Source organism: Aeromonas sp. Prich7-2 (assembly GCF_017939255.1).
Lineage (GTDB): Bacteria > Pseudomonadota > Gammaproteobacteria > Enterobacterales > Aeromonadaceae > Aeromonas > Aeromonas caviae.
The window spans coordinates 159,834-186,423 of record NZ_JAGKRI010000117.1 but is presented as its reverse complement, the minus strand read 5'-3'; the positions used below and the strand labels follow the sequence as shown (position 1 = coordinate 186,423).

General features: G+C 60.3%; 25 protein-coding genes, 5 tRNA genes, 3 pseudogenes and 1 riboswitch. Of the genes and pseudogenes, 16 read left to right on the top strand and 17 right to left on the bottom strand.

The window, feature by feature from the left end; genetic code table 11:
* The first annotated feature begins 37 nt into the window (after positions 1-37).
* The 4 genes from J9892_RS16860 to ansB all read left to right on the top strand — a co-directional run bounded on the left by J9892_RS16860 (position 38) and on the right by ansB (position 3,749).
* Positions 38-1,246, top strand: a complete 1,209-nt coding sequence (locus J9892_RS16860) for a carbohydrate-binding domain-containing protein (RefSeq protein WP_052814400.1) — start codon at positions 38-40, stop codon at positions 1,244-1,246.
* A gap of 95 nt (positions 1,247-1,341) precedes the next feature.
* Entirely contained in the window at positions 1,342-2,304 is a 963-nt protein-coding gene (locus J9892_RS16855) for a LacI family DNA-binding transcriptional regulator (protein WP_200164346.1), read from the top strand.
* Positions 2,305-2,366: 62 nt separating this feature from the next.
* A complete protein-coding gene (locus J9892_RS16850) occupies positions 2,367-2,561 on the top strand; it encodes a heavy metal-associated domain-containing protein (RefSeq protein ID WP_042864882.1) in 195 nt (64 codons plus the stop codon).
* Positions 2,562-2,690: 129 nt separating this feature from the next.
* The gene (gene ansB / locus J9892_RS16845) at positions 2,691-3,749 is read left to right on the top strand and encodes an L-asparaginase 2 (RefSeq protein WP_048208529.1); all 1,059 of its coding nucleotides are present in this window, start codon (positions 2,691-2,693) and stop codon (positions 3,747-3,749) included.
* Positions 3,750-3,843: 94 nt separating this feature from the next.
* Here ansB and J9892_RS16840 read toward each other — a convergent pair whose 3' ends face one another.
* Positions 3,844-4,830: a sodium:calcium antiporter gene (locus tag J9892_RS16840; RefSeq protein WP_237685111.1), complete on the bottom strand. Its 987-nt coding sequence runs from the start codon at positions 4,828-4,830 to the stop codon at positions 3,844-3,846.
* A gap of 89 nt (positions 4,831-4,919) precedes the next feature.
* A riboswitch (yybP-ykoY riboswitch) is annotated at positions 4,920-5,026 on the bottom strand.
* Positions 5,027-5,215: 189 nt separating this feature from the next.
* Here J9892_RS16840 and J9892_RS16835 point away from each other — a divergent pair.
* A complete protein-coding gene (locus J9892_RS16835) occupies positions 5,216-5,803 on the top strand; it encodes a superinfection exclusion B family protein (RefSeq protein WP_041213974.1) in 588 nt (195 codons plus the stop codon).
* Between the two features lie 67 nt (positions 5,804-5,870).
* Here J9892_RS16835 and J9892_RS16830 read toward each other — a convergent pair whose 3' ends face one another.
* From J9892_RS16830 to J9892_RS16820, 3 genes are all read right to left on the bottom strand, one after another.
* Positions 5,871-6,329: a methylglyoxal synthase gene (locus J9892_RS16830; RefSeq protein ID WP_041211864.1), complete on the bottom strand. Its 459-nt coding sequence runs from the start codon at positions 6,327-6,329 to the stop codon at positions 5,871-5,873.
* A 250-nt stretch (positions 6,330-6,579) separates the two neighbouring features.
* Positions 6,580-7,059: a bacterioferritin gene (gene bfr, locus J9892_RS16825; protein ID WP_010675778.1), complete on the bottom strand. Its 480-nt coding sequence runs from the start codon at positions 7,057-7,059 to the stop codon at positions 6,580-6,582.
* Between the two features lie 132 nt (positions 7,060-7,191).
* Positions 7,192-7,398, bottom strand: a complete 207-nt coding sequence (locus tag J9892_RS16820; protein ID WP_010675777.1) for a bacterioferritin-associated ferredoxin — start codon at positions 7,396-7,398, stop codon at positions 7,192-7,194.
* A gap of 138 nt (positions 7,399-7,536) precedes the next feature.
* Between J9892_RS16820 and J9892_RS16815 the strand changes: the two genes are divergently transcribed.
* From J9892_RS16815 to J9892_RS16790, 6 genes are all read left to right on the top strand, one after another.
* On the top strand, positions 7,537-7,851 hold the full coding sequence (locus J9892_RS16815; protein WP_041211748.1) for an HlyU family transcriptional regulator: 315 nt from the start codon (positions 7,537-7,539) through the stop codon (positions 7,849-7,851).
* On the top strand, positions 7,848-9,908 hold the full coding sequence (locus J9892_RS16810; RefSeq protein WP_103261532.1) for a GNAT family N-acetyltransferase: 2,061 nt from the start codon (positions 7,848-7,850) through the stop codon (positions 9,906-9,908). Before J9892_RS16815 ends, J9892_RS16810 begins: the two co-directional genes overlap by 4 nt.
* A gap of 368 nt (positions 9,909-10,276) precedes the next feature.
* Complete coding sequence (gene coxB / locus J9892_RS16805) at positions 10,277-11,407, top strand: cytochrome c oxidase subunit II (protein ID WP_234035468.1); 1,131 nt, start codon at positions 10,277-10,279, stop codon at positions 11,405-11,407.
* Between the two features lie 9 nt (positions 11,408-11,416).
* Complete coding sequence (gene ctaD / locus J9892_RS16800) at positions 11,417-13,015, top strand: cytochrome c oxidase subunit I (protein ID WP_069784288.1); 1,599 nt, start codon at positions 11,417-11,419, stop codon at positions 13,013-13,015.
* Positions 13,016-13,024: 9 nt separating this feature from the next.
* Positions 13,025-13,579, top strand: a complete 555-nt coding sequence (locus J9892_RS16795; protein WP_200164348.1) for a cytochrome c oxidase assembly protein — start codon at positions 13,025-13,027, stop codon at positions 13,577-13,579.
* Positions 13,580-13,581: 2 nt separating this feature from the next.
* Positions 13,582-14,463, top strand: a complete 882-nt coding sequence (locus J9892_RS16790) for a cytochrome c oxidase subunit 3 (protein ID WP_128312924.1) — start codon at positions 13,582-13,584, stop codon at positions 14,461-14,463.
* An 8-nt stretch (positions 14,464-14,471) separates the two neighbouring features.
* On the opposite strand, the gene J9892_RS16785 is transcribed toward J9892_RS16790, so the two are convergent.
* Entirely contained in the window at positions 14,472-14,678 is a 207-nt protein-coding gene (locus J9892_RS16785; RefSeq protein WP_043152873.1) for a DUF2909 family protein, read from the bottom strand.
* A gap of 18 nt (positions 14,679-14,696) precedes the next feature.
* On the opposite strand from J9892_RS16785, the gene J9892_RS16780 reads away from it, so the two are divergent.
* Genes J9892_RS16780 through cyoE form a run of 4 tightly spaced genes read left to right on the top strand, consistent with a single transcriptional unit; the run spans position 14,697 to position 17,873 of the window.
* Positions 14,697-15,422 (top strand): SURF1 family protein, encoded by a 726-nt coding sequence (locus J9892_RS16780; RefSeq protein WP_246876694.1) that lies wholly within the window; start codon positions 14,697-14,699, stop codon positions 15,420-15,422.
* Positions 15,419-15,901 carry a hypothetical protein gene (locus J9892_RS16775; protein WP_200164349.1) on the top strand — a complete coding sequence of 161 codons (483 nt, stop codon included), beginning with the start codon at positions 15,419-15,421 and terminating at the stop codon, positions 15,899-15,901. Before J9892_RS16780 ends, J9892_RS16775 begins: the two co-directional genes overlap by 4 nt.
* Before the next feature lie 59 nt (positions 15,902-15,960).
* The gene (locus J9892_RS16770; protein ID WP_200164350.1) at positions 15,961-16,971 is read left to right on the top strand and encodes a COX15/CtaA family protein; all 1,011 of its coding nucleotides are present in this window, start codon (positions 15,961-15,963) and stop codon (positions 16,969-16,971) included.
* Positions 16,968-17,873 (top strand): heme o synthase, encoded by a 906-nt coding sequence (cyoE, locus tag J9892_RS16765; protein ID WP_200164351.1) that lies wholly within the window; start codon positions 16,968-16,970, stop codon positions 17,871-17,873. Before J9892_RS16770 ends, cyoE begins: the two co-directional genes overlap by 4 nt.
* 126 nt (positions 17,874-17,999) lie before the next feature.
* Here cyoE and J9892_RS16760 read toward each other — a convergent pair.
* The 3 genes and pseudogenes from J9892_RS16760 to nhaC all read right to left on the bottom strand — a co-directional run.
* Positions 18,000-18,335, bottom strand: a pseudogene (locus tag J9892_RS16760) (aldehyde dehydrogenase family protein); the annotation flags it as partial.
* Between the two features lie 227 nt (positions 18,336-18,562).
* Positions 18,563-19,485, bottom strand: a pseudogene (locus tag J9892_RS16755) (LysR family transcriptional regulator).
* Positions 19,486-19,590: 105 nt separating this feature from the next.
* Positions 19,591-21,000, bottom strand: coding sequence for a Na+/H+ antiporter NhaC (gene nhaC / locus J9892_RS16750; RefSeq protein WP_103243757.1), 1,410 nt, complete (start codon positions 20,998-21,000; stop codon positions 19,591-19,593).
* A 300-nt stretch (positions 21,001-21,300) separates the two neighbouring features.
* On the opposite strand from nhaC, the gene J9892_RS16745 reads away from it, so the two are divergent.
* Positions 21,301-21,510 carry a hypothetical protein gene (locus J9892_RS16745; RefSeq protein ID WP_171865440.1) on the top strand — a complete coding sequence of 70 codons (210 nt, stop codon included), beginning with the start codon at positions 21,301-21,303 and terminating at the stop codon, positions 21,508-21,510.
* Here J9892_RS16745 and J9892_RS16740 read toward each other — a convergent pair.
* The 9 genes and pseudogenes from J9892_RS16740 to rsmC form a co-directional block, all read right to left on the bottom strand.
* On the bottom strand, positions 21,507-21,779 hold the full coding sequence (locus tag J9892_RS16740) for a late competence development ComFB family protein (protein WP_029314828.1): 273 nt from the start codon (positions 21,777-21,779) through the stop codon (positions 21,507-21,509). The genes J9892_RS16745 and J9892_RS16740 overlap by 4 nt on opposite strands.
* Positions 21,780-21,879: 100 nt before the next feature.
* Positions 21,880-21,965: transfer RNA gene (locus J9892_RS16735), tRNA-Leu, on the bottom strand.
* A 71-nt stretch (positions 21,966-22,036) separates the two neighbouring features.
* A tRNA-Leu gene (locus J9892_RS16730) sits at positions 22,037-22,122 on the bottom strand.
* A gap of 45 nt (positions 22,123-22,167) precedes the next feature.
* Positions 22,168-22,253, bottom strand: a tRNA-Leu gene (locus tag J9892_RS16725).
* 45 nt (positions 22,254-22,298) lie between these two features.
* A tRNA-Leu gene (locus J9892_RS16720) sits at positions 22,299-22,383 on the bottom strand.
* 54 nt (positions 22,384-22,437) lie between these two features.
* Positions 22,438-22,523, bottom strand: a tRNA-Leu gene (locus J9892_RS16715).
* A 116-nt stretch (positions 22,524-22,639) separates the two neighbouring features.
* Positions 22,640-24,100, bottom strand: a complete 1,461-nt coding sequence (gene glgA, locus J9892_RS16710; protein ID WP_029314827.1) for a glycogen synthase GlgA — start codon at positions 24,098-24,100, stop codon at positions 22,640-22,642.
* A pseudogene (gene glgC, locus J9892_RS16705) lies at positions 24,090-25,310 on the bottom strand (glucose-1-phosphate adenylyltransferase); the annotation flags it as partial. The gene glgA and the pseudogene glgC, both read right to left, overlap by 11 nt.
* A gap of 147 nt (positions 25,311-25,457) precedes the next feature.
* Positions 25,458-26,486, bottom strand: a complete 1,029-nt coding sequence (gene rsmC / locus J9892_RS16700) for a 16S rRNA (guanine(1207)-N(2))-methyltransferase RsmC (RefSeq protein WP_200164901.1) — start codon at positions 26,484-26,486, stop codon at positions 25,458-25,460.
* Positions 26,487-26,590: the final 104 nt, after the last annotated feature.

The window sequence follows — 26,590 nt, the reverse complement described above, 5'->3', positions numbered from 1 at the left end:
AACCGCTTATCCCCTGGATAAATAAAAGGATAGAAAAGTGAAGAGAAAGACGATCATCGCTACCCTGCTGCTCGGCTGCAGCACCGTGCCCGCTCTGCTGCTGAGCCCTTCGGCCCTGGCCGCGACCACCTACCCGACCTGTGCCTCGGCGGCCAGCGACCCGGACGGTGACGGCTGGGGCTGGGAGAATGGCCAGAGCTGCCAGGTGGTGGCTGGGTCGGGCGGCGGCGCGACCACTTACCCGACCTGTGCCTCGGCGGCCAGCGATCCGGATGGTGACGGCTGGGGCTGGGAGAATGGCCAGAGCTGCCAGGTGGCCAGCTCCACACCGACACCGGGCACGGGGGACATGTATGTGAAGGATGGCCAGCTTTACTCCGCCAGTGGTCAGCGCTTCATCGCCCGCGGCATCAACCTGCAGTATGGCGACAACCCGGGGGCGGCCTTCGCGGCCATCACGCCGATCGCCAATACCGGCGCCAACATAGTGCGACTGCAACTGCGCAAGCACACCACGGCCCAGGAGCTGCGCGGTGCCCTCGATGCCATCGTCGCCCGCAACATGGTCGCCATGCCCATGTATTGGGAGAGCGACGTGACCTGCCAGAGCAACCCGCAGCCGCTGCAGACCGCCGTCGACTCGCTCTGGCTCGGCAGCTGGAAGGCCGTGATGCAGGATCCCAAGTACAAGGGCAAGATCCTGCTCAACATCGCCAATGAATGGGGTGAGGATACCAACAATTACGCCGACTTTATCACCACCTACAAGGGGCTCATCAAGGGACTGCGCGATGGCGGCTATACCATGCCGCTGGTGATCGATGCGGCCCACTGTGGCCAGTACGTGCAGAGCTTCCTCTCGGGTCGTGGCAGCGAGTTGCTCAATGCCGATGCCAGCAAGAACCTGCTGTTCTCCCTGCACGCCTACCACTGGCTCTGGGACACGCCTGCCGAGATCGATGCCGCCATTGCCCAGATGAAGGTGCAGAACCTGGCATTCCTGTTTGGCGAGTTCGGAGACAAGCGCTTCCAGGCCCCCAACAACGTCGATCACTATCATCTGCTTGGCAAGGCGCAGAGCGAGTCGGTAGGGTGGATAGCCTGGTCCTGGAAGGGGAATGGTGCCGGGGAAGAGGAGGTGCTAGACATGTCCTACGACTACGGCAGCATGGATCTCTCCCCAAGGGGAAATGACATCGTGTTCGGTGAGGCCGGCATTCGCCAGACGGCGTCCGCACTGCAATAGCATCTGGCTCACAGGGCGGGAGTCTGGAGGTTCCCGCCCCGTTGGGGGCATGGTAGGATGAAACCAGTTGTAAACCGGTTACCGGAATTGAACCCATGGCCAATATTACCGATGTATCGCGTCTTGCGAATGTGTCCAAAGCCACTGTTTCCCGCGTTCTGAGCGGCTCGCGCGGCGTGCGGGAAGAGAGTCGCCTGGCCGTGCTGCAGGCTGCAGAACAGCTGAATTTTCGACCCAATGCCACGGCCCGCTCTCTGGCGACCCAGGCGACGGATTGCGTGGGGATCATCCTCTCTTCCCAGCTTGGCAACCGGCTGGCCAGCATGCTGCCAGTGCTGGAAGGGGCGCTGACCAAGGCGGGCAAGAGCATGCTGGTGCGCTTCGCCGACGAGGCGGAGCAACAGCAGCGGGCGGTCGATGAGCTGTTGGGGGGGCGTTGTGACGGCGTGCTGGTGCTGGGAGCCAAGCAATCCATGGCGCCGGACGAGCGCCTCATCCAGCTCGATGGGGTGAGCGATTCGGACAACCTCAATCTCTGCTACGACCTGACGTTTGCCACCGAGAGCGCCTGCCGCTTCCTGCTTGGCAAGGGGCATCGCCAGTTGGTGCTGATGCTGGACGACAAGCTGTCGCCGGCGGGCAAGAGTGCCATCACGGGCTATCAACAGGCACTGCAGCAGCAATCCCTGCCCTACAACGGCCAATTGGTGATCGACGGTGCCGACAACCAGCAGGCGCTGCTCGGCCTGCTCAACCGCTATCTGCCCTTCACCGCCCTGGTGGTGCAGCAGGATGCCCAGGCGGCCGATGCCATGCGACTGCTGCGTGAGTTCAACCTCCACGTTCCCCAGGATGTGTCCGTCATCAGCCTGGAGGGGGCCACCCTAGCAAGCCAGCTGACTCCGCCATTGACCTGCATCGAATACCCGAGTGAACGGCTGGCCCAGGAGAGCGTGCGCGTGCTGCTGGCACAGCTGGCACAAGGCCTGCGTCCGGCCGACGAACCGCAGAAGTTCCAGGGGCGTCTGGTGGTGCGTGAGTCGGTACTGGCCCGCTAGGGCTTGACCTTGCCGGAGGCGGCAGCTTTAGGTTGAGGTCACATCGACAGAGGAGAGAGCCCATGACCATCGAACTCACCGTTACCGGCATGTCCTGCGGCGGCTGCGCTGCCAGCCTGCAAAAGGCCTTGCTGGCTCAGCCGTCAGTCCGCACCGCCACGGTCGACTTTGCCAGCCGCCAGGCCGTCATCGAGAGTGAGCTGAGCAAAGCCGAGTTGATCGCCCTGATCGAGGCGAGAGGCTTTCAGGTAGAGTGAATTATCACTTAATTGGTATAAATCAGACTAATATTCTGTTTAATTCTTTTTATTGGTGAGAGTGATCACTTAAATCCCGTTTGAAAAGAATAAAAATGCTGCAATTCCCTCATCCAAAAGGATTGCAGCATGACCCTTCCCATTCGCAAGACCCTGATCGCCGCCGTACTCGGCCTGACCCTCTCCCCCATGGCCATGGCGCTGCCCAGCGTGCACATTCTGGCCACCGGCGGCACCATCGCCGGGGCGGGCCAGTCCGCCACCCAGTCCAACTACGAGGCAGGCAAGGTGGCCATCGAGACGCTGATCGCCGCCGTGCCCGAGATGAAAAACGTGGCCGACGTGCAGGGTGAGCAGGTGGTCAAGATCGGCTCCCAGGACATGAACGACGAGGTGTGGCTCACGCTCGCCAAGCGCGTCAACGCGCTGCTGGCCAGGGATGACGTGGACGGCATCGTCATCACCCACGGCACCGACACCATGGAGGAGACCGCCTACTTCCTCAATCTGACCGTCAAGAGCGACAAGCCGGTGGTGCTGGTGGGCGCCATGCGCCCCTCCACCGCCATGAGCGCCGACGGCCCCATGAACCTCTACAACGCCGTGGTGACTGCCTCCGACCCCGCCTCAAAGGGACGTGGCGTCATGGTGGCGATGAACGACACCGTGCTGGATGCCCGGGACGTCACCAAGACAAACACCACAGGAGTGCAGACCTTTGCTTCCCCCAACTTCGGCCCGCTCGGCTACATCCACAACGGCAAGATCGACTACCAGCGCAGCCCGGCCCGCCAGCACACCAGCAAGACCCCGTTCGATGTGAGCAAGCTCGACAAGTTGCCCCAGGTCGGCATCGTCTACAGCTACGCCAACGCCTCGGATCTGCCGGCCAAGGCCCTGGTGGATGCCAAGTTCGACGGCATCGTCAGCGCCGGGGTGGGCAACGGCAACCTCTACCACACCCTGTTCGACACCCTGGCCAAGGCGAGCAAGGACGGCATTCGCGTGGTGCGTTCCGCCCGCGTGCCGACCGGCTCTACCACCCTGGATGCGGAGATCGATGATGCCAAGTACGGCTTCGTCGCCGCCGAGACCCTCAACCCGCAGAAAGCGCGGGTGCTGCTGATGCTCGCCCTGACCCAGAGCAAGGATCCGGCCCAGATCCAGCGCTGGTTCCAGCAGTTCTGAGACCTCGGATCGGTCTGATTGACACTACCCCGTGAGATGAAGGGCAGGATGGGATCCTGCCCTTTCTTGTTGCGCCAGAGGCAGAGGCCGGCCCTCAGCTCATCATCAGCCAGCCGCAGAAACCCAGGTAAACCAGCCCCACCAGGGCGAGCCTGCCCGCCGTCATCCGCTCCCGACTGAACCCCCTCCACTGCAGCGCGACCGCCAGCAGCGTCACCAGGGAGGAGGCCATCATGGTGCTGTCCAGCAGCCAGGGGGTGAACAGCAGGCAGAACGCCTTGGGAATGGTGCCCTGGATCATCATGGCGCCGGAGATATTCGCCAGTGCCAGCCGGTGCTTGCCCTGCCGCACCCAGATGAGCACGTTCATCAGCTCGGGCATTTCGGTGGCCACCGGGCTCAGCAGCAGGGCGGCCACTACCGGAGAGAGACCGAACAGCTCGCCCATGTTCTCCAGCTGGTGAACGAACAGCTGGGCCGCCAGCGCCACCACACCGAGCGCCACCAGGGTTTGCAGCAGCACCTTGCCGAGCGCCGGGATCCTGGTGTGCGGATCCAGCTTGAGGGGGGAGGGCAATTCGGCATCGTGGCTGTCGGTCTGTTTCAGCTCACGTCGCACATAGAGGAGGTACATCAGCACGAACAGGGGGGCCAGCCAGGTTTTACCGGTGAAGGCCATCATGCCAAGCAGCACGGCCAGCAGGAAGATACCGGCAAACCAGGCCTGATCGCGGCCTATCTCGCGCTGCACCTCACCATGAATGACCCTGTGCCCATGGTCCAGGCACAGCAGCAGGGTCACGCCAACGGCGGCATAGCCAAGGGTGGAGAGCACCAGGGGACCGCCGAGGGCCGCACCTATGCCTATCTGCTGCTGGGCGGGGGCATCCCCCATCAGCAGGGCGGTCAGGGTGACGATACATTCGGGCAGGGCCGTGCCGAGGGCCGCCAGCAGAGAACCGGTGGCACTTTGGGACAGTTTGAAATGATGGCCGGTCCATTCGATGCCGTTGACGAAGTATTCGCAGGCCAGATAGATGGTGACGGCAGAGATCAGAAATAACAGCAGGGTGATCAGCATGATGAGTAACCGCCAGGCGAGCAGAACAACCGATGGACCCGATACGGCTCGCCCGGCTGGCGTGCATATCGGGGCCAAAGGTCTTGCAGGACGATAGGTGCTATCGCCGCCCATGCCATGGATCTGCGGATCCAAGAGTGTTGACATGGGCCCTGCCCGGATTTCGGGCGGGTTGCTACTCCCCAGTGACAGTGCGGGCTTTTTACCAAGTGGCTCGGTGAGGCGCAAGACCAACAGGGGATGATCCGCGCGACAAGTTGTAAAAGGATGTGACAACCCTCGACTCTCCCGTCCGGGATCCTGATCTTTTTACGGGGATCCTTGTGCTGGCACAGCGATTGCTATGAGTTGGCTACTGTCCACATTGACTTGGGAAGGGTGAACGATGAAACGGTGGATCCAACATTTTTACCAGCTTAATCGCCTCAACTGGCTGATGGTCTGGCTGCTGCTCTGCTGCAGCATCATCCTGCTGTTTCCGGCCGGATTGATGAAAGGTGCCGTGAGCCAGTGGGCCACGGCTCATGCGGCCTGGCTTGGGGTCGGCATGTTGATCGCCATCTCCTATTTCTGCAGTCAGGGCTTCCTGATCGCCTGGGAGTGGGCCTGTGACGAGTGGCAGTCCCGCCGCCAGCAGGATCAACTGGCCCAGATGATTGGCTTCCTCGACTTCAACGAGAAGGCGGTGCTGCGGGAGTTCGTACTGCAACGGAAAAGCGTCATAAACCTGCCGATCACCGAACCCGCCGTCAAAAACCTGATGGATGCCGGCGTGCTCACCTACGCCTACGGCAAGCCGGCGCGAGAGAAGGAAGACGAGAACCAGATCCGCGCCCTGATGATCGCCCTGCCGGCTCGCCCTCTGCTGACCTACAAGGTTCTGGGACTGTCGCGGGGCAAGATGAGCGACGAGCAGGTGGAGCAGATCATGAACGCCAGACCCAAGTTCGCGCAGAAGAGCCTCCAGCGCTGACCTTTCCCCATCCCCATAAAAGAAAAGAGCCGGACATCTGTTCCGGCTCTTTGCTGTCTGGCGTTGCTTATTCGGTTCTGGCCTTGAGGTAGCCGGCGTAGTCGGGCACCTGGACGCTGAATGCCTGCTGCATGTGCGGGCTGTCCATGATGAAGTCCGCCGTCGCCTCGTTGGTGGCGACCGGGATGTTCCAGACGGCCGCGAGGCGCAGCAGGGCCTTGACGTCAGGATCGTGGGCGGCGGGATTGAGGGGATCCCAGAAGAAGATCATCACGTCTATCTTCCCTTCGGCGATGAGGGCGCCGAGCTGCTGATCCCCTCCCATGGGGCCGGAGAAGAGGCAGGTAATGGGCAGCTGCGCCTTCTTGCCGAGCAGGGTGCCCGTGGTGCCGGTCGCATAGAGATGGTGGAGCTTGAGCTCCTCCTTGCGGCGCAGCACCCAGTTCAGCAGAGGGGCTTTCATGTTGTCGTGAGCCACCAGGGCAACCCGTTTGTGGGGCGCCATCTCGCGTGCAATCAGTTCCATGGAGGTCATCCGTAGCAAAATGATGGGAATGGGGTCGTATCCTAATCGAAAGCGGCGCCTGCCGCTGCCCCATGCATCGTAACTGTGATCCCGGAGGCGGTTCAATCCGGCGCCTGCCATCCTGACAGCCTCTGGCCTGCCTTGTCAGCAACCAGGTTGGCTACCGTATCGTTGGGCAAGATCTCTGCCGCTGGTGCCATGAAAAAACCCGCCTGGGCGGGTTGGGATTGTCTCTTGATGTCATCGCGATTCAGGATGACTCGGCATGGAGCTGGGATTGCTGGTAGTTTTCCAGACCGATACGGGCGATGAGATCGAGCTGGGTTTCCAGCCAGTCCACATGCTCCTCTTCATCTTCCAGGATCTCCTGGAACAGGTCGCGGCTGACGTAGTCCTGCACGGACTCGGCATAGGTGATGGCGACTTTCAGGTCGGGGATGGCGTCCATCTCCAGAGACAAGTCACAGCGCAGCATCTCTTCCACCGTCTCACCGATGCGCAGCTTGCCCAGATCCTGCAAGTTGGGCAGCCCTTCCAGAAACAGCACCCGCTTGACCAGCTCGTCGGCATGTTTCATCTCATCGATGGATTCGTGATACTCCTTGTGCCCCAGCCCCTTGAGGCCCCAGTCATCATAGATGCGGGCATGCAGGAAGTATTGGTTGATGGCAACCAGCTCATTGGCCAGCACCTTGTTGAGGTGGGCAATGATTTTGGGATCTCCTTTCATCGACATTACTCCTCGTTTTCGAGCCTAGGCAACGATCACTAGAGCTTAGTCCAGAAACATGACCATAACGTGATGGGGGAAAGTCGTCCCCTGGAGGGCAGAAGGAGAGATGAAGATGAGAAGTCGGCGGTTTTACGCCACTTCGTAATAGAGCGGTGCCTGCTCTGACTCCATCTTGTCGATTTCGGTAGCGATGATCTCCATCGCCATGCGCACACATTTACCACATTGGGCACCGACTTCCAGCGACTGTTTCAACTGTCGGAATTCAGTCTTGCCTGCCTGTACCGCCTTGCGGATCTGGTTATCTGTGATGCCGCGGCACAAACACACGTACATAATCTGGACCTCATGCTGGAATGAGATGAAATCTAAATGAGAATAGTTCGTAGTGCAAAGAACGAATGGTAATAAGATCCCGTGCTTGCCAGTGATTCCACCCTTGGGGAGAATGCCTTTATAAGAGAGGATGCGAACATGTTCAAAAAACTATTCAATGCCCTGTTCAAGGGAGAGATCGCCCAGAGCCCCGAGGTTGAGCCCATCGAATACATGGGCTATCTCATCTATCCCGAGCCCATGGCGGAAGGGGGGCAATACAGGCTGGCAGGTCGCATCACCAGGGAGATCGACGGGCAGTTACAGACCCATCGCTTCATCCGCTCCGATCTCTTTGCCAACCCGGCGGATGCCGAGCGCTTCATGGTGCAAAAGGCCCATACCTTCATCGACCAGATGGGGGAGCGCATGTTTGAACCCCGTGTGAAGCCAGACGCCAGCCCAGCTCCATGATGTCAGCCTTGCGCCACGCTATCGCTCATGCCGGCGAGCGGCGTCTGATCTGGCTGGAAGGGGAGCAGGATGACTGCATCGTTCGTGCCGAATCCTTGCTGTGGGGGGCGGTGTTCTGGCTGGGGCAGGGTCCTGAGCGTCATGCTCCGCAGCCTGCCGCCAAGGCGCTTCAACGGCTCGGTCAGGAGTGCGACACCCTGGTATTCAATGCCTTCAGCGGTTTTCACCCCGATGCATTCGGTGCCTTGGCGGGGACATTGAGGGCTGGGGGGCTCTTGCTTCTGCTGACCCCGCCGCGGGAGGCATGGCCGACCTACCCAGACCCTGATCGTCAGAGGCTGGTCGCCCAGCCAGAGGAGGTCGATCGTGCCGGGCAGGGGTTCATCTCCCGTCTGGTACGGTTGCTGGAAGAAGATCCGGCGCGAGATCTGACGCCTGCCTCTTGTGATATTACCTGGCAGCCTCTCGACGGAGACCGGCCGCTGAGCGCGGATCAGGCCCGTGCGCTGCCCGCCATCCACAACGTGTTGCACGGCCATCGCCGCCGCCCCCTGGTGCTGAGTGCCGATCGCGGTCGTGGCAAGAGCGCCGTGCTGGGGCTGGCGAGCGCCGACTTGCTGAGTCGGGATCCGGCCTTGACGATAGCGGTGACGGCCCCTTCCCACGCTACAGTGGCGACACTTTTTGCCCATGCAGAGCGCGCGCTGGCAGAGATGCCTGAGCGGCTGGCCGGTCTGAGCTATGTGTCCCCTGATCGGGTGGCTCAAGGAGACGTGCTGGCGGATCTGCTGCTGGTAGATGAAGCCGCCGCCATCCCGACCCCACTGCTGGAGGCCATGCTGGCCCGCCACAGTCGTATTGTCTTCGCTACAACGGAGCACGGCTATGAGGGGACGGGGCGCGGCTTTCATCTGCGCTTCAAGCGGATACTCGATGAGCAAACCCCGGATTGGCAGGAGCTGCGCCTGGTGGAGCCCATTCGCTGGAGCCTGAGCGATCCGCTGGAGCCTCTGATCTTCCGGCTCCTTGGTCTGAATGCTGACATATCGGCACCTCATCCCCCGACATCACCGACCTGGCGCCTGGTCGGACAAGATGAGCTGGCCCGTGATGACGCGCTGCTCAATCGGGTGTTCGGCCTGCTCGTGCTGGCTCACTACCAGACCAGCCCCAGTGATCTGCGGTATTTGCTGGAGGGGCCGGATCTCGACATTCATCTGATGGAGCAGGGACAGGAGTTGCTCGGGGTGGCGCTGGTCGCGCGGGAGGGCAATATACCCCCTGATCTGGCACATGCGATCTGGGCCGGACGAAGGCGCCCTCGTGGACATCTGCTGCCCCAGTCGCTGCTGGCCCACGCCGGTTTCGTGACGGCGGGGGAGCGCTCTTATGCCAGGGTGATGCGCATCGCCATCCATCCTGCCCTTCATCGTCTCGGGCTGGGGTCCCGGTTGCTGGACAAGCTGGTATCACATTACCGGGCATTAGGGGTCGATTATCTGGGTTCTGCCTTCTCCGCCAGCCCAGATCTGCTGCCATTCTGGCTCAAGGCGGGATTGAAGGTGCTGCGTTTGGGTCTGCAGCGCGATGCGGCCAGCGGCAGTCATGCAGCTTTGCTGCTGATGCCGCTGCAATCGGAATATCACGCCGAGCTGGCGCAATGGCGACAGCGTTTCATGAGCCAGTTGCCGGCCCTGCTGGCGGGTGAACTCAAGAGGCTGGATACCGAACTGGTCTGGCTATCCCTCAGAGGCGGACCTGTCACTCATGTGCCGGATCTGGATGAATTCGAGCATCGGGAACTCGATTGCTTTGCCCACCATCACAAACCATTCGAATTGTGCCAGGGGACACTGCAACGCTGGCTGCTCCGGCAAGTGATGATGCTGGATGCGTTGAGTCAGGATGAACGACGGTTGCTGATCGCCACCATCTGGCAATATGCGTCCTGGTCCGAGCTGGCTGCCCGACAGGGTGTCGCGGGCAAACCCGCCCTGATAAAAGCATTGCGCTCCCTGCTGGCCAGACTGCTGGCTCAGCAAGCACCAGCGGGCTGACACCCGCCTCTGGCACGGCAGAAAACCGCGGAGCCCGGGAGGAACCCATGGCCCCTCCCGGGTTCTGCACATCGATTCGACTCACCATGGCTAAAGCTCTCCCCGTTCAAGACGTGGCCACCCCGGGACCCGTTTCTCCCTCTTCCCTGCTCGCGTTTTGCCTATTGCCACTGCTCTGATGAGCCTGGTCAGGGCTGTCTGCATTTTGGTTTTTTCTGAATATGGACTAATACTTGAATGTGAAATGAATTTTAATAAATGCATTATTTTCAGATGGTTAGCTTTTGGTGTATGGAATGCAGGCCATCTTCTCCAACGTGCACAGGGAGTGCAATGTGAGAAACGATGCAGCTCAGGCAGGTGCCTGAATGATGATGTGGTTCATCAGCAGCAGCGCCTTTGCCAATGAGATCCGGTTCAACATGACGCGCGGGGCGACCGCCATCAGCCAGCAGGTCTATGACCTGCACATGACGATTTTCTATATCTGTTGCGTCATCGGTCTGCTCGTCTTCGGCATCATGTTCTGGTCCATCGTGCACCATCGAAAATCGCGCGGTGCCAAAGCCGCCCAGTTTCACGAAAGCACCCGCATCGAGTTGCTGTGGACGGCCATCCCCGTGTTGATACTGATCGCGATGGCGGCACCGGCAACCTCGACCCTGTTGAAGATGGAGGATACCTCCAAGGCCGATCTCACCGTCCTCGTCACGGGCTCGCAATGGAAATGGCATTACAAATACCTCGAGTATCCGGTGGCGTTTTATTCCCTGCTGGCGACCAGCAAACAGCAGATCTCCGGTGATGCCCCCAAGGGCGGCAATTATCTGCTGGAGGTGGATAACCCTCTGGTATTGCCGGTCGGCAAGAAGATCCGTTTCCTGATGACCTCGGACGATGTCATTCACTCCTGGTGGGTTCCCGCCTTCGCCGTGAAAAAAGATGCCAATCCTGGCTACATCAACGAGTCCTGGACCCGGATCGACAAGCCGGGCACCTATCGTGGGCAGTGCGCCGAGCTGTGCGGGAAGGATCACGGTTTCATGCCCGTGGTTGTGGTGGCCAAATCCGCAGAGGAGTTCGAGAAGTGGATTGCCAGAAAGGGAGACGAGCAGGCAACTGCCAAGGCACAGCAACAGGCGCAGGCAGCGGAGACCATGACGTTGCCACAAGCCATGGCGCAGGGGGAGAAAGTCTATCTGGGCCACTGTGCGGCCTGTCATCAGCCCGCGGGTACCGGATTGCCGGGCATCTTCCCGGCGCTCAATGGCAGCAAGGTGACCACACAGGCGGAGCATCGGGCCCAGCATCTGGACATCGTCCTGCATGGCAAGAGCGGCACGGCGATGCAACCTTTTGGCAAACAGTTGACGGCGCAGGAACTGGCCGCCGTCATCACCTATGAGCGCAATGCCTGGGATAACAAGACCGGTGACCTTGTGCAGCCAGCCGAGGTGCAGTCCCTTCTCAACCCGGCCAATCTGGACAAGGACAAGTGAGGCGTCGGCATGAGTGATGGAATCACGGATACCCCGCACAGCGAACATGTCCACCAGCCAGCGGCCGGTCTGAGGCGCTGGCTCTACACCACCAATCACAAGGACATCGGTACCCTGTATCTGTGCTTTGCTCTCACCATGTTCTTTACCGGTGGCGCCATGGCCATGGTGATCCGGGCAGAACTGTTCCAGCCCGGACTGCAACTGGTGGAACCCCTGTTTTTCAACCAGATGACCACAGTACACGGCCTTATCATGGTCTTTGGTGCCGTCATGCCCGCCTTCACCGGCCTCGCCAACTGGCTGATCCCCATCATGATTGGGGCCCCTGACATGGCGCTGCCCCGCATGAACAACTGGAGCTTCTGGATCCTGCCGTTTGCTTTCCTCATCCTCCTGTCGAGCCTGTTTATGGAGGGAGGCGGCCCCAGTTCTGGCTGGACCTTCTATGCCCCCCTGTCCACCCAGTACAGCGGCAACAGCACGGCCCTGTTTGTCTTTGCCATTCACATCATGGGGATCTCCTCCATCATGGGGGCCATCAACGTCATCGTGACCATCTTCAACCTGCGGGCGCCGGGCATGGGCTGGATGCAGATGCCGCTGTTTGTCTGGACCTGGCTCATCACGGCGTTTCTGCTCATCGCTGTCATGCCGGTGCTGGCGGCTGCGGTGACCATGGTGCTGACGGACAAGTATTTCGGGACCAGTTTCTTCGATGCGGCCGGTGGGGGGGATCCTGTCCTGTTTCAGCACATTTTCTGGTTCTTCGGGCACCCGGAAGTCTACATCATGATATTGCCGGCTTTCGGCATCGTCTCCAGCATCATTCCGACCTTCTCCCGCAAGAAGCTGTTCGGTTATCGCTCCATGGTCTATGCCACCAGCAGCATCGCCTTGCTCTCCTTCATGGTCTGGGCTCACCACATGTTCACCACCGGATTGCCCGTGGTGGCGGAGCTGTTCTTCATGTACACCACCATGTTGATCGCGGTGCCGACAGGGGTAAAGGTATTCAACTGGCTTGCTACCATGTGGCGTGGTTCTCTGACATTCGAGACCCCCATGCTGTTTGCCATCGCCTTCATCACTCTGTTCACCATTGGCGGTTTCTCCGGGCTGATGCTGGCCATGACGCCGGCTGATTTTCAGTATCACGACACCTATTTCGTAGTGGCCCATTTCCACTATGTGCTGGTGACCGGTGCCGTCTTCTCGATCCTGGCTGCGGCCTACTACTGGTTGCCGAAATGGACGGGGCACATGTATGACGAGCGGCTCGGCCAATGGCATTTCTGGTGTTCGCTCGTCTCGGTCAATGTGCTGTTTTTCCCCATGCATTTTGTCGGGCTGGCGGGCATGCCTCGCCGCATTCCCGATTACGCCCTGCAATTTGCCGACTTCAACATGCTGATCAGCCTGGGGGGCTTTGCCTTCGGCTTGTCCCAGCTGCTGTTTGTCTGGGGCGTGATCAAATGCATCAGAGGCGGAGCCAAGGCGAGCGATCGGGTATGGGAGGGGGCCGAGGGGCTGGAATGGACGCTCTCTTCTCCCCCTCCCTATCACAGTTTCCAGACTCCGCCGGATATCCGGTCGGAAGAGCGTTAGGGAGGTCATATGACCCAGGTCAGTCATGCCCCCTTGCTCAGAAAACTGGCTCTGGTCGTGCTCGTCATGTTTGGTTTTGCCTTTGCGCTGGTGCCGCTTTATGACGTCTTCTGCCGGATCACCGGCCTCAATGGCAAGACGTCTGATCAAGCGGCCAGTACGGAGCGGGCGGTGATCGACAGCAAGCGGAGCATCCAGATCGAGTTTCTTGCTCATGCGGATACCCGGATGCCGTGGGAGTTCAGCGGTGAGACGGCTCGGCTGTCGGTGCGGCCGGGGGAGGTGAAGATGGTCAACTTTCGGGTGTTCAATCCCACGGAGCGGGCCATGGTGGGTCAGGCGGTCCCGTCGGTCTCTCCCGGTCCCGCCGCAGCCTATCTGAAGAAAGTGGAGTGTTTCTGCTTCAATCGCCAGGAGCTGAGGGCAGGGCAGAGCAAGCTGATGCCGCTCAAGTTCTATATCGATCCGGCACTACCGGGCAGCATCAATACCATCACGCTTTCCTACTCGCTCTATGACATCACGGAGTCCGTACCTGCACCGGCACTCGCACAGAGGAAATGACCATGGCCAAGGTGAACCAGACCTATTATGTCCCGGACCAGAGTCGCTGGCCCATCATTGGTGCCATTGCACTGTTTTTCCTGGCGTTGGGGGCGGGACATCTGGTCAATGAAGTGGCGAGTGGGCAGACCGGTTTCGGCCGGTATCTGATGATGGCCGGTGTCGCCCTGCTGGCATTCATGTTGTTTGGCTGGTTCCGTCACATCATCCGGGAGTCCATGACCGGGCTCTACAGCGCCCAGATGGACAGATCCTTCAGGCAGGGCATGGTCTGGTTCATCTTCTCCGAAGTGATGTTCTTTCTGGCTTTTTTCGGAGTGCTGTTCTATGCCCGCCAGCTTGCGGTGCCCTGGCTGGATGGTGCGGGCCACAGGGTGATGACGGGCCAGCTGCTGTGGCCGGATTTCACCGCTCACTGGCCCCTGCTCAAGACGCCCGGCGGGGCCACGACCCAGGCCATGCCCTGGCTGGGGATCCCCCTCATCAATACCTTGATCCTGCTCGGCTCCTCCGTGACCCTGCTGTTTGCACACATGAGTCTGGAAAACGGCAGACGCATGCGGCTCAAGGGGATGTTGCTGGCCACCGTGGTGCTCGGGCTGACATTCCTGTGGTTTCAAGGCTATGAGTATCTGCATGCCTATCGGGATCTCGGGTTGCGGCTGGATTCCGGCATCTATGGCAATACCTTCTTCATTCTGACCGGGTTCCATGGACTGCACGTGCTGCTGGGCACCCTTTTCCTGACCATCATCTGGCTGCGCATCATGTTGAGGGATCATTTCACCCCACAGCGTCATTTCGCTTTCCAGGCTGCGGCCTGGTACTGGCACTTCGTCGATGTGGTCTGGCTCTGTCTGTTCGTCTTTGTCTACCTGCTTTGATGCCGTGCTCAGTAGGGGCGAGGGTTGGGCTCCAGCCAGCCCATCGCGAGAGAGAGCAGCAGTATGATGACCACCAGCAGGGAGAAGAAGACGCGTCGGCCCAGAGGTACCGACATCTTTTGCGTATTGCCTGCACTGAGCATCAGCCAGAGGGCGTGAAACAGCTGGCCGATGATGAGCAGCAGCATGAGTATCAGAACGACCTTGATCAACATCTTGGGATCCTCCTCGATATGCGCGATTCGGCTGCACGAGACAAGCGACGACCATGGCATCACAGACGCTGGTTCGTCTTGTTGTTCACTCTGGTGGTGACGGCCGGTTTGTGCAAGCTGGCGTTCTGGCAGTGGCAGCGCGGAATGGAAAAAACGGCCTGGCTGGCGCAGATGGCAAAGATGCAGCAGGCCGGGCCAAGGACATTGGCCCAGATCGACTGGCAACACCCGGAGTCACTGGATGGCCAGCCTCTGCAAGGGAAAGCCGAGTGGGTCAGCCCTTATGTCTGGTTGCTGGACAACCAGATCGTCAACGGGGAGGTTGGCTATGACGTGCTCATCCCGGTACGCGCAGAGGGGGGATCCTCACTGTTGCTGGTCAACCTGGGATGGGTGCCCGCGCCATCCGACAGGTCGCAATTGCCCAATCCCGCCATCCCCGCCGCTATGACCCTTGAAGGTGTGCTGCGCATGGCTCCCGGTGGCTTCCTGCTGGGACAGAACATAGAACCAGGCCCCTACCCGAACCGGCTGCAATCCATCAGGGTCGAGACCCTGCGACAGGCAATCGGAGCCCCGCTTGCAGACGCCGTGTTGTATCAAAGACGAACCCCACTCCTCTATCACTACCAGCACAATGTCATGCCTCCCGAAAAACACCGGGCCTATGCGGTGCAATGGCTCGGCTTGGCGCTGGTGGTTCTGTCAGGGGGGGTCATGCTGACGAGGAGGTGCTCCCCATGAGCGGATGGCGACGCTGGCGGGTGCCAGCGCTCTTTGCAGCGGTGATCCTGCTGCCTGTGGTGCTGGCGGCTCTGACTCTTCACCAGGGCTGGTATGAAACCGGCACGCGCAGCAAGGGGCACTGGCTGCACCAGGAGATCTACCTGTTGCAACCGCTTCCTGCCCATCAGCACCAATGGCGACTGGTCTATCTGGTGGCCCCTCGCTGCGAGGGGCAATGCCGGCAGGTCCCCGCGCTGATGGCACGTATCCAGGCCGCACTTGGCCGTAATCTGGACAAGCTGGAGCTGGTCCAGTTGACGCCACCTCACGAGGCAAACAGTGAAATGAGGGAGGGGGATATACTGCTGGTGGACGCCCGCGGGCTGGCCATCTTGCGTTACGAGGTGCCCGGCAGCACGACGACCTGGCCGTTGCTTGGCAAGGCGGTACTGTCGGATCTGCAGCAACTGCTCAAATATCAGCGTGGGGTGCAGTGACGATGCAGCCGACATGGGACTCGCATCTTCTGGCTACTGCACGGTCAACGAGGCGGCATATGAAGATGCACAAGAGGCTGGCCTCCGTGGCCATTGCGCTGGCAGTTCTTGTCATCGCGCTCGGTGCTTATACCCGGTTGACGGATGCCGGGCTGGCATGCCCCGATTGGCCAGGTTGCTATGGTTCCCTTGCCATTCCCCGCGCCGAGCATGCGGAACTGGCGGCACAGCGCTATCCGGCCAGCCCGCTTGTTCCTCACAAGGCGCGCAGCGAGATGGTGCATCGCTACTTCGCCGGGGTGCTGGGAGGCGTGATTGTGCTCCTGTCCGGCTTGGGCTGGCGTACAGGCGGCCGACTGCGCCACCTCTCGCTCATCTTGCTGGTGCTGGTTGCGGGTCAGGCGGCACTGGGTATGTGGACGGTGACCCTGGCCCTGCATCCCCTGGTGGTGACCACTCATCTGCTGGGCGGCTTCGCCATCCTGACCTTGCTTTGGCTCTATCGGGCCGAATTGGCAGGTTTCCCTTCACCCCCGCCCGTACACCAGGGCGTTTCCTGGCTTGGCAGCATGGCCTGTGGCGTGTTGCTGCTGCAGATCGCGCTGGGGGGCTGGACGTCGGCGAACTATGCGGCCATGGCGTGTGTGGAGTTTCCCTTGTGCCAGGGCAACTGGCAGGCAGAGCTGAATTGGGCGCAAGCCTTTCATCTCCCTCTGGGGCACGCCAGCTATGAGTTCGGCGTGCTGGGCAAGGAGGCGCGCCAGACCATTCACATCGCCCATCGCCTGGGAGCGCTGACCACGGCCTTGCTGGTGGGGGCTTTCGCCCTCGCGCTGCTCTGCCAGCGGACGCCCCTGAGAGGATTTGGCTGGTTGTTGCTGGGTCTGCTGACCGTGCAGATTGCCTTGGGATTGGCGAACGTCCATCTGGCCCTGCCGCTGGCCAACGCCCTTGCACACAATCTGGTGGCCGCCCACCTGCTGGCCTGTTGTGTGCTGGCGCGCGGGAGCCTCTCTTTGCATCATCACGACCCCTTGGCATCCCCTGGGATGGTCAGGAGCCGGACATGAATGGGAGAGGGCGGGTACAGCGCTTCGCCCTCCGCCGGGTGCACGATTATTGTCAGTTGACCAAACCAAAGGTGGTCGCCCTGCTGCTCCTGACCGCCTGGGTGGGCATGCTGCTGGCCGAGCCGACACGCGCCTCTCTGGACAAGATGATACTGGGCCTGTCGGGGATTGGACTGCTCGCTGCCGGGGCGGCAGCCATGAACCATTCTCTGGATAGCGGCATCGATGCCCGGATGCCAAGAACGCGCTGGCGCCCGGTCGCCACGGGACGGATCACGCCGGGGCAGGCGATGAGTTTCGCGATCTGTCTGGCACTGTCGGGGTTTGTTCTGCTCCATTGGGGCGTAAATCCCCTGACTGCCTGGCTAACCCTGGCCAGCCTGTTCGGCTATGCGGTCGTCTATACCCTGCTGCTGAAGCGGGCCACGCCGCAGAATATCGTCATCGGCGGATTGGCGGGAGCCATGCCACCGCTCTTGGGCTGGACCAGCATCACGGGGCAGCTTTCGGCCGAGCCCTGGCTGCTGGTGATGATCATCTTTACCTGGACGCCGCCCCATTTCTGGTCTTTGGCCATCCACCGGCGCGATGACTATGCCGGTGCCGATATTCCCATGCTGCCCGTCACCCACGGCACCGATTTCACCAAGACCGCCATCCTGCTCTATCTGCTGATCCTGACGCTCGTCTGTCTGCTGCCCTATCTGATCGGTATGTCGGGGCTTGTCTACCTGGTCGGCAGCCTTGGGTTGAACCTCGGATTCTGCTGGCATGGTTGGCTGTTGAAGTACGGGGATCGGCCCGGCCAGGCGATGCGCACCTTCCGTTTCTCCATCTATCACCTGATGTTGCTGTTTGGTCTGCTGATTCTGGATCACCACTGGCTGTGGCGGTTGTCATGACGTTGATGCGGGTCGAGGTCGGGTGAATGGTGACGCTGCGTCGGTGCACAGCAGGGATGCACAGACCTGATGCAAAACAAGATGGCCCCTTGGGGCCATCTTGTTTTCAGGGGGACGGAGTGGAGCCTAGAGCTTGACCATGATATGGCGCGGTACCGTGTAGTCCTCCAGCGCACAGAGGGAGAGATCCTTGCCGTAGCCGGACATCTTCATGCCGCCGTGGGGCATCTCGGAGGTGAGCATGAAGTGGGTGTTGATCCAGGTGCAGCCGTACTGCAGGTGGCTGGCTACCTTGCTGGCAAGGCCGAGATCCCGGGTCCAGACCGAGCTGGCGAGGCCGTAGTCCGAGTCGTTGGCCCACTGCACCACCTGCTCGGCGTCGCTGAAGCGGGTCACCGACACCACCGGGCCAAATACCTCCCGGCGCACAATTTCATCCTCCTGACGGGCATGGGCGATCAGGGCCAGGGTGAGGGGGGTCAGTTTCATCTTGCTCTCCTTGCTGGGGCGGGCACGGTTGTGATGCCACGCTGACAATTAACATCCTGTTAACCAGTCATGAGCGTAGGAGAAGCCGTGAGCAATGAGAATTTCAATTTTTAACGCCAGAGGTATCTTAAAAATTGATATCGAGTGCAGATGAATCTGAATTTCTGCAAGAGACCCCGTGACGGAGCAGGAGGCTCCACTCAGCGGGGAAGGTGCTGGCGGGCCCGCAGCCGGCTCTGATCCCGCACTATGTCGATGAACTCGCGGGCGGTCCACTCCAGCCGGGAGCCACGCCGCCACACCAGGCCAATGTCGATGGCGGGAATGGGCTCCTTGATGGCGCGGGCCTCGACCCGCTCCTGCTCCAGCGACCAGGGGCGGTAGGCAAAGTCCGGCAGCAGGGCGAGTCCGAGCTGGCTCGCCACCAGGCTGCGTACCGCCTCCACCGAGGCGGTACGCAGCACGATGCGCGGCGAGATGCCGTAGCGGCGCAGGCCGCCGCCGATGATCTGGTCCAGCTGGTCGGCGGTCAGCGAGATCATGGGCTCCTCGCCGAGCGCCTTGAGGGAGAGGGTCGACTCGGCGCAGAGGGGGTGGTTGGCGGCGAGCCAGACCCGCAGCGGCGAGCGGGTCAGCAACTCGGTATCGAACGCCTCCTGGCGGATGGTGCGGTTGGTCATCAGGATCCCCACGTCCACCTCGCCGTTGACGATCTGGTGTTCGAGATAGGGCTGCTCATCCTCCTTCACCTCGATCTGTACCGCCGGGAAGGCGCGGCGAAAACGGCCGAGAGCCTCCGACAGATAGTAGCCTGCCACCAGCGTGGTTACGCCTATGGTAAGCCGCCCCTGATCCTGCTGGGCCACCGCCTTGAGGGACTGGCCGGCTTCGGTCATGGCGCTTAGGATGCGACGGGCGTGCAGCAGAAACTGGTGGCCCTGGGTGGTGAGGCTGACGCCGCGCGGGTTGCGCTCGAACAGGGCGCGCCGAGCTCGGTCTCCAGCTCGCGGATGGCGCTGGTGACCGCCGACTGGGAGATGTGCAGCTCGGCGGCTGCCCGGCTCACCGAGAAGCTGTCGGCCACCGCCACGAAATAGCGGATCTGGCGAAAGGTGAAGTTCATCTGGGCGTCCTGCCACGTGGGATCAAGGTGGGTGCCAGCTTAACCTCGAATCGCACCCAGACAAAAGGCGCTGTGATGGCGCCTTTGTCGTTGTTTTTACGGAAATTAGCGGGTTGTCACCGCCTCTGTGACCGGTACACGGTTCACTCCCTTGCCCAGATAGGCGAGGGTGATGGTCACTATGATGCAGGTGAAGCTGAGCCACATGTAGGGCAGGTAGTCGAGGGTCGCTACCCCGAGGACCCCTGCCATGAAGATGCCGTTGTCGCTCCAGGGCACCATGCCGCAGGTGAGGGTGCCGCCAAACTCGGCGTTGCGGGAGAGGTTCTTGCGCGCAAGCCCCAGTCTGTCGTAGTTCTTGGCCATGATCTTGGGGGTCAGGATCAGCGATACATACATAGCGGAACCGAACACGTTGGCCAGGAAGGCGGTGCCGATGGTGTGGCTGGTCAGGCTGCCGGCGCTGTTGATGCGCTTCTCGAAGGCACTGGCGATGACGGAGAGGATGCCGACCTTCTCCAGCAGACCGCCGAAGCCCAAGCCGAAGATGATGACGGCCACGGAACCCAGCATGGACTCCATGCCGCCACGGCCCAGGATGTTGTCGATGAAATCGACGCCTGAGGTGATGGCAAACGGGCTGTAGGCGGAGTGCATCGCCTTCACCGGATCCATGTCCTGGAAGACGATGGCCCAGACAAGACCCAGCAAGGCGCCGAAGCTGATCACCGGGAAGGCGGGCTTGCGGTTGGCCAACAGGCCCAGCACCAGCACCACGGGCACTATGGCCATGGGGGTGATGTTGAACTGCTTGTCGAGGGCGTCCATCACCAGATTGACCTGCTCCAGGCTGACGTTGCCGGAGTACTGCATGCCGACCACGGTGAACAGGGCGGCGGTGATGACGTAGGAGAACAGGCTGATGGGCAGCATCCCCTTGATGTGTTCCATCACGTCGACGTTGGACATGGTCGAGGCCAGCACCACGGAGTCGGAGAGCGGGGAGAGCTTGTCACCGAAGTAGACGCCGGAGAGCACGGCACCGGCTACCAGCGGCGCGGGTACCCCCAGGCTGTGGCCTATACCCATCATGGCGATGCCGGCGGTGGCCGCCGAGCCCCAGGAGGTGCCGGTGGCCAGCGAGGTGAGAGAGCAGATGATCAGGGTCGCCAGCAGGAAGATGGAGGGGTGTATCACCTTGAGGCCGAAGTAGATGATGCTGGGGACGATGCCGCCGGCAATCCAGGTGCCCACCAGGGCACCGACGGAGATCAGTATCAGGATGGCCCCCATCCCCTTGGCGACGCCGTCGACTGCCGCCTGTTCCAGGGATTTGTAATCATGGCCGAGCTTGATGCCGAGCCCCATGATGACGAACCAGGCGATGAACAGTGCCAGCTGGATTGGCAGATCCAGCACGCTGGTGAAGGAGAAGGCCAGGGCCAGGAAAATGGCCAGGCAGGCAAATACTTGCGACATGCCCGGCAATCGGATGTGGTGTTGTTGGTTTTGCATAGACGCTCCCTAAACTCTTGCTCGCCAAGGTCAGCCCCTCTCGTCCTGCGGATGTGTCGATCCCGAGAGGCTTACCAAAAGAGGGCGCAATCTACCATAAAGCGGAGGTGTAAAATCCCTGCTCATTCGGAAAAACAGCTTTAAAATTTTAAAATCCCACAAAATAGTTGATCTAATCGGCATTTTTCACTGTTCAATCGACACCGTTTGATAGCCGGAGATCCATAGGCAAGTTCGATTGCAGATGGCAACACCAAATATGATAATGGTTATCATTAATCTTTTTTCGGACCAATGCCAATGAACTGGATAGCACGCGCTCTGCTCTTGGCCGCCCTTCTGGTGGTGCTGGTCTGGGGTCAGGAGAAGGAATACGGGTTCTGGAGCCTGGGGTTCTTGCTGGCTGCCTGGGTCATGCTGGAACCCAGGCTGAGACCGGTGTTGATCCTGCTGCCGGTTGCGGGAATGACAGGGGTCGTCACTCTGCTCTGGCAGCAGGGCTGGCATTAAGCCTGGCGAGTGGGGACGGCCTGGATCTTGTCGTAGGCCTGGCGCAGGGAGGCGATGACCTTCTTCTCCATCTCGCTGCGTTCGGCGTCTGTCGTGAAGTAGATCATGTCGACATCGTGACGGATGTAGTGGGAAGGAAGCTGGTTGAGTGTCAGGCAGCAGAGGTCTGCCAGCTGATAGGGGGTCAATGTTCGAGCCAACCCCTGCTTTTCTATCTCCTTGAGCACCAGATGCTCATAGAAGTTGTGAATATCGGTATCCAGGATCATGGGAAAACCCCCGTGGTGGCGCAGCATCTTCAACAGCATAGCCATGGGGCATGAAAACACAAAAGGCCCGTTACTCTCGTAACGGGCCTTTGCAGAATGATGGTGCGAAGAGAGGGACTCGAACCCTCACATCCGTGGGACACTAACACCTGAAGCTAGCGCGTCTACCAATTCCGCCACCTTCGCACACTGATTTTCTCCAGCTGGTTTTTAAATGCGGTTGGAGCGCATTTTCTGCGTTTTACATGCCAGAAGCATGGTGCGAAGAGAGGGACTCGAACCCTCACACCCGGGGGGCACTAACACCTGAAGCTAGCGCGTCTACCAATTCCGCCACCTTCGCACATCGGGTTATCAGTCTGGATTTACATGCTGTCTGATAAAAGCATGGTGCGAAGAGAGGGACTCGAACCCTCACACCCGGGGGGCACTAACACCTGAAGCTAGCGCGTCTACCAATTCCGCCACCTTCGCACATCGGGTTATCAGTCTGGATTTACATGCTGTCTGACAAAAGCATGGTGCGAAGAGAGGGACTCGAACCCTCACACCCGGGGGCACTAACACCTGAAGCTAGCGCGTCTACCAATTCCGCCACCTTCGCACATCGGTTATCAGTCTGAATTTACATGCCGTCTGATAAGAGCATGTTGCAGTATGGTGCGAAGAGAGGGACTCGAACCCTCACATCCGTGGGACACTAACACCTGAAGCTAGCGCGTCTACCAATTCCGCCACCTTCGCATCACTGCGGTGGGGGATTCTATAGAGTTTTGGGGGGGCGTCAACAGCCAAAGGGGACTTTTTTCGCTGTTGACGGATAAAGGCGTGCCAAGGGCACAAAACTTCAGCAATCGGCGTCAGACGGTGGCCAGCGCATCCTGATACATCTGTTCGTACAAGATGACGGAGTCTGCCCAGTCGAAGCGGGTGTTCATGGCGTGGTGCTGCACACGGGCAAAGCGTGCCGGTTCCTGCAGATAATGGAGCAAGCTGCGGCGCATGGCATCGAGCAAGGTGCTGGCAGTGGGATCGTTGAAGCAGAAACCGGTCGCGTGCGTCGGGTCGGCATCCCAGTCCACGACGGTATCTTTCAATCCGCCGACGGCCCGCACCAGGGGCAGGGTGCCATAGGCCAGACTGTACATCTGGTTGAGCCCGCATGGCTCGAACAGAGAAGGCATCAGGAAGAAGTCGGCGCCGGCCTCCACCAGGTGGGCCAGACGGTCGTCATAGGCATTGATGAAGGCAAACTTGTCGGGATGCTGCTGGGCAATGCTTTGCAACTGGGCGGCGAGAGAGGGATCACCGGAGCCCACGATCACTACCTGGACCTGATGTTGCAAGAACTTGTCTAGCGCCGGGATGAGCAGGTGTACTCCTTTCTGCTCGGTCAGTCGACACACCATGCCATAGATGGGGAGGTTGCCGACGGGGAGCCCCGTCTCCTGCTGCAGGATGCGCTTGCAGGTGTGTTTGCCATCCAGGTTGTCGGCATCATAGGTGGCGGGCAACAGAGGATCGAAGGCGGGATCCCAGTCCTGATAGTCACAGCCGTTGAGGATGCCACGCAGGTCAGCAGCCCGCTGCTGGAATACGCTGGCCATGCCGTGAGCGCCCGGGTGCGTCAGCAGCTCGCTGGCGTAGTTGGGGCTGACCGCATTGATCTTGTCTGCGTAGAGCACACCGCACTTGAGCAGATTGATGTGACCATAGTCGTAGTTGATGCGCTGCTCGTAGTCGTGGATTTCCGGCACGGCCCAGAACTGCTGGCGATCGAATACCCCCTGAAAGGCCGCGTTGTGAATGCTGATGACCGACCGGGTGCGCTGGAAGAAGGGGTTGTGGGCATGACGGGTTTTCAGCAGCAGCGGCAGCAGACCGGTGTGCCAGTCGTTGCAGTGGGCGATGTCGGGAGCGAAACCCAGCTGTTCGCACGCATGCAGAGCCGCCGCGGCTAGAAAGGCAAAGCGTTCACCGTTGTCGGGATAGGCCTGGTTGTTCTCGGCATAGAGCTGGGGGCGGTCGAAATAGTGCGGGCAATCGAGCAGATAGACGCAGATCCCGTCCAGTTCCAGCTGATGGATGCGATAGCTGATATCACTGCGATCCTGGGGGGTGGGGAGCCAGCGCGAGGCGAGGAGGGTGGCCTCGTCCCGGCGCTTGATGGTCTTGTAGAAGGGCATAATGATGCGCACATCGTGCCCCTGACGGGCGAGATGCTGCGGCAGGGCCTTGGCCACATCCGCCAGGCCCCCGGTCTTCACCAGCCCCTCAACCTCCGAGGCTACAAACAGGATTTTCAGTGGGTTAATAGCCAACTCTTGCTCCCTTAGGTACCACGACGATACCGCCTTCGGATACGGTAAACCGCTCTCTGTCATGGTCCAGATTCTCACCGATCACGGTGCCGGGTGCAATTTCAACGTTTTTGTCGATGATGGCGCGGCGAATGGAGCAACCTTCGCCGATTTTCACATCCCCCAGCAGCACGGATTCACTGATGTGGCTGCAGGGGCCTATGTTGCAGCGAAATCCCAGTATGGATCGCTGGATCTGGCTGCCCTGAATGAAGCAGCCACCGGAGATCAGGGAGTTGGCGATCTTGACCTTGCAGTCGTCGGTATCGATGAAGGTGGCGGGGGGCAGGGGCGGGTAATGGGTGTGCAGCGGCCACTTGCGATTGTAGAGAGAGAAGGGGGCATCATCGGCCACCAGGTCCATGTGCGCCTGCCAGTAAGAGTCGAGCGTCCCCACATCGCGCCAGTAGACGTTGGGCTTCTCGCCCGGGATCACGTTGGTGCTGTAGTCATAGACATAGACGGGGGCACGGGGGAACAGGCTGGGAATGATGTCCTTGCCGAAATCGTGACTGGAGTTCTCCTCGGCGGCATCCCGCTTGAGCTCCCGATAGAGGGCCTCGGTCTCGAAGATGTAGTTGCCCATGGAGACCAGGGCCTGGGTGGGGTCGCCGGGGATGTGTTTCGGGTGACGGGGCTTTTCTTCAAAGCCAATCATGCGCCCTTCCTGATCCACCTCGATCACCCCGAAGGCGCTTGCTTCCTCGATGGGCATGCGCAGTGCCGCGACGGTCAGGGCGGCCGCTTTCTGCTTGTGGAAGCTCACCATCTGGCTCACGTCCATCTTGTAGATGTGATCGGAGCCGAAGATGCAGACGTGCTCGGGGTCGGAGATCTCGATGAAGCGCAGGTTCTGGTAAATGGCGTCTGCGGTGCCGTCATACCAGCGTTTGCCCATTCGCATCTGGGCCGGAATGGGATCGATGAAGCGATCCGTGATGCCGACGATGTTCCAGCCCTTCTTCATGTGCAGATAAAGGGACTGGGACTTGAACTGGGTGAGTACATAGATGCGCAGGAAGTCGGCGTTGACGAAGTTGTTGAGCACGAAGTCGATCAACCGGTAACTGCCGCCAAAGGGCACGGAGGGTTTGCTGCGGGTGGTGGTCAGCGGTTGCAGTCGGGTACCTTCACCGCCTGCCAGTATCATGGTGAGTATGCCTGCCATCGTCGTTCTCTCCCTGAGATCATGATGTTGAAAAGGTTTTCATGTTGCTGCGAAAAAAACACCCCTAAAGGGGTGGTAAACGTTTTCTTGGTACCTTAACAGATCCCGTCTGGCACTCTCTACTTGTTTTATTACAACCGTTGCACTTCTTTAAGCTTTGCTCAGATACACCTTGAATTTGGCGTCGCCCGCGATCACCTCGGTCTGTTTGAAGTGCGCATCCAGTATAGGCTGGTATCGCAGGAAGGCATTGGCGACTATGGTCAGGGCGCCATTTGCGGTCAGGTACTCAGGAGCCTTTGCCAGGAAGGTTTCGGTGGCGGCGTAGAAGGTCTTGAGCCCGGCATGGAAGGGGGGATTCGAGACAATCTGTTGGAATGTTTCGGCAATGTCGGAATAGACATCGGAGGCATGAACACGCCCGCTCAGACCGTTGACCGCCAGGGTTCGGCGGCTGGACTCCAGTGCCAGGGCATTGATATCCACCATGGTGACGGCCAGGGCCGGGTTGCGCTTGGCCAGCACGGAACCGATGACGCCGGCGCCGCAGCCAAAGTCGAGCAGCTTGCCCGTCACGGGGGGGAGGCTCGCCAGCAGCATCTGGGTGCCGAGATCCAGGCCGTCTGCACTGAAGACCCCGGGCAGGGCCATGACGGTCAGGGTGGTGTCGCCCGCCTGGCACTCATAGCGACTGAACCAGGCGTCCAGCTCGAAGGGGACGACCGGTTTGTCGAGCGTGCCGTGGTAGAGAGAGCAGCGGCGCGCAGAGTCGCGCTTGATCGGTTTCTCGCCATAAGGTGCCAGCAGCTTGTCTGCCCCGTTGATGCCGCCCCGGTTCTCGCCGGCCAGGAACAGCTCGGCTCCGCTTTCGAGCAGCGGCGTCATCATGGCCAGCAGGTATTGCGCCTCGGCCTTGGCCTTGGGCATCAGCAGCAGCAGGGCATTGAAGCGGGGGGCGCCGCCGAGCTGGTGGTCGAACAGAATGGCATCCCCCAGCGCGGCCTGCTGGCTGCGGTAATAGCAGTAATCCGTGGTAAAGACAGTGAGCGAGTGGGCCAGTTCGGCCAGTTGGCGGGGGTAATCGTCCTCCAGGGCGCCGCACACCAGGAGCCGCTTGCCGACAAAGAGGGCTTGGTTACGTTCCAGCATCTGGCTGACGGCACTGTTTTTCTGGCTGATGGCTCCGGCAGGGCGGCTCATTGGGTCTCTCCACGCATTTTTGGGCGGCCATTATACATGGCCGCTTTCGCCTTGACATTTATGTCGTGTTCCCGAAATATGCC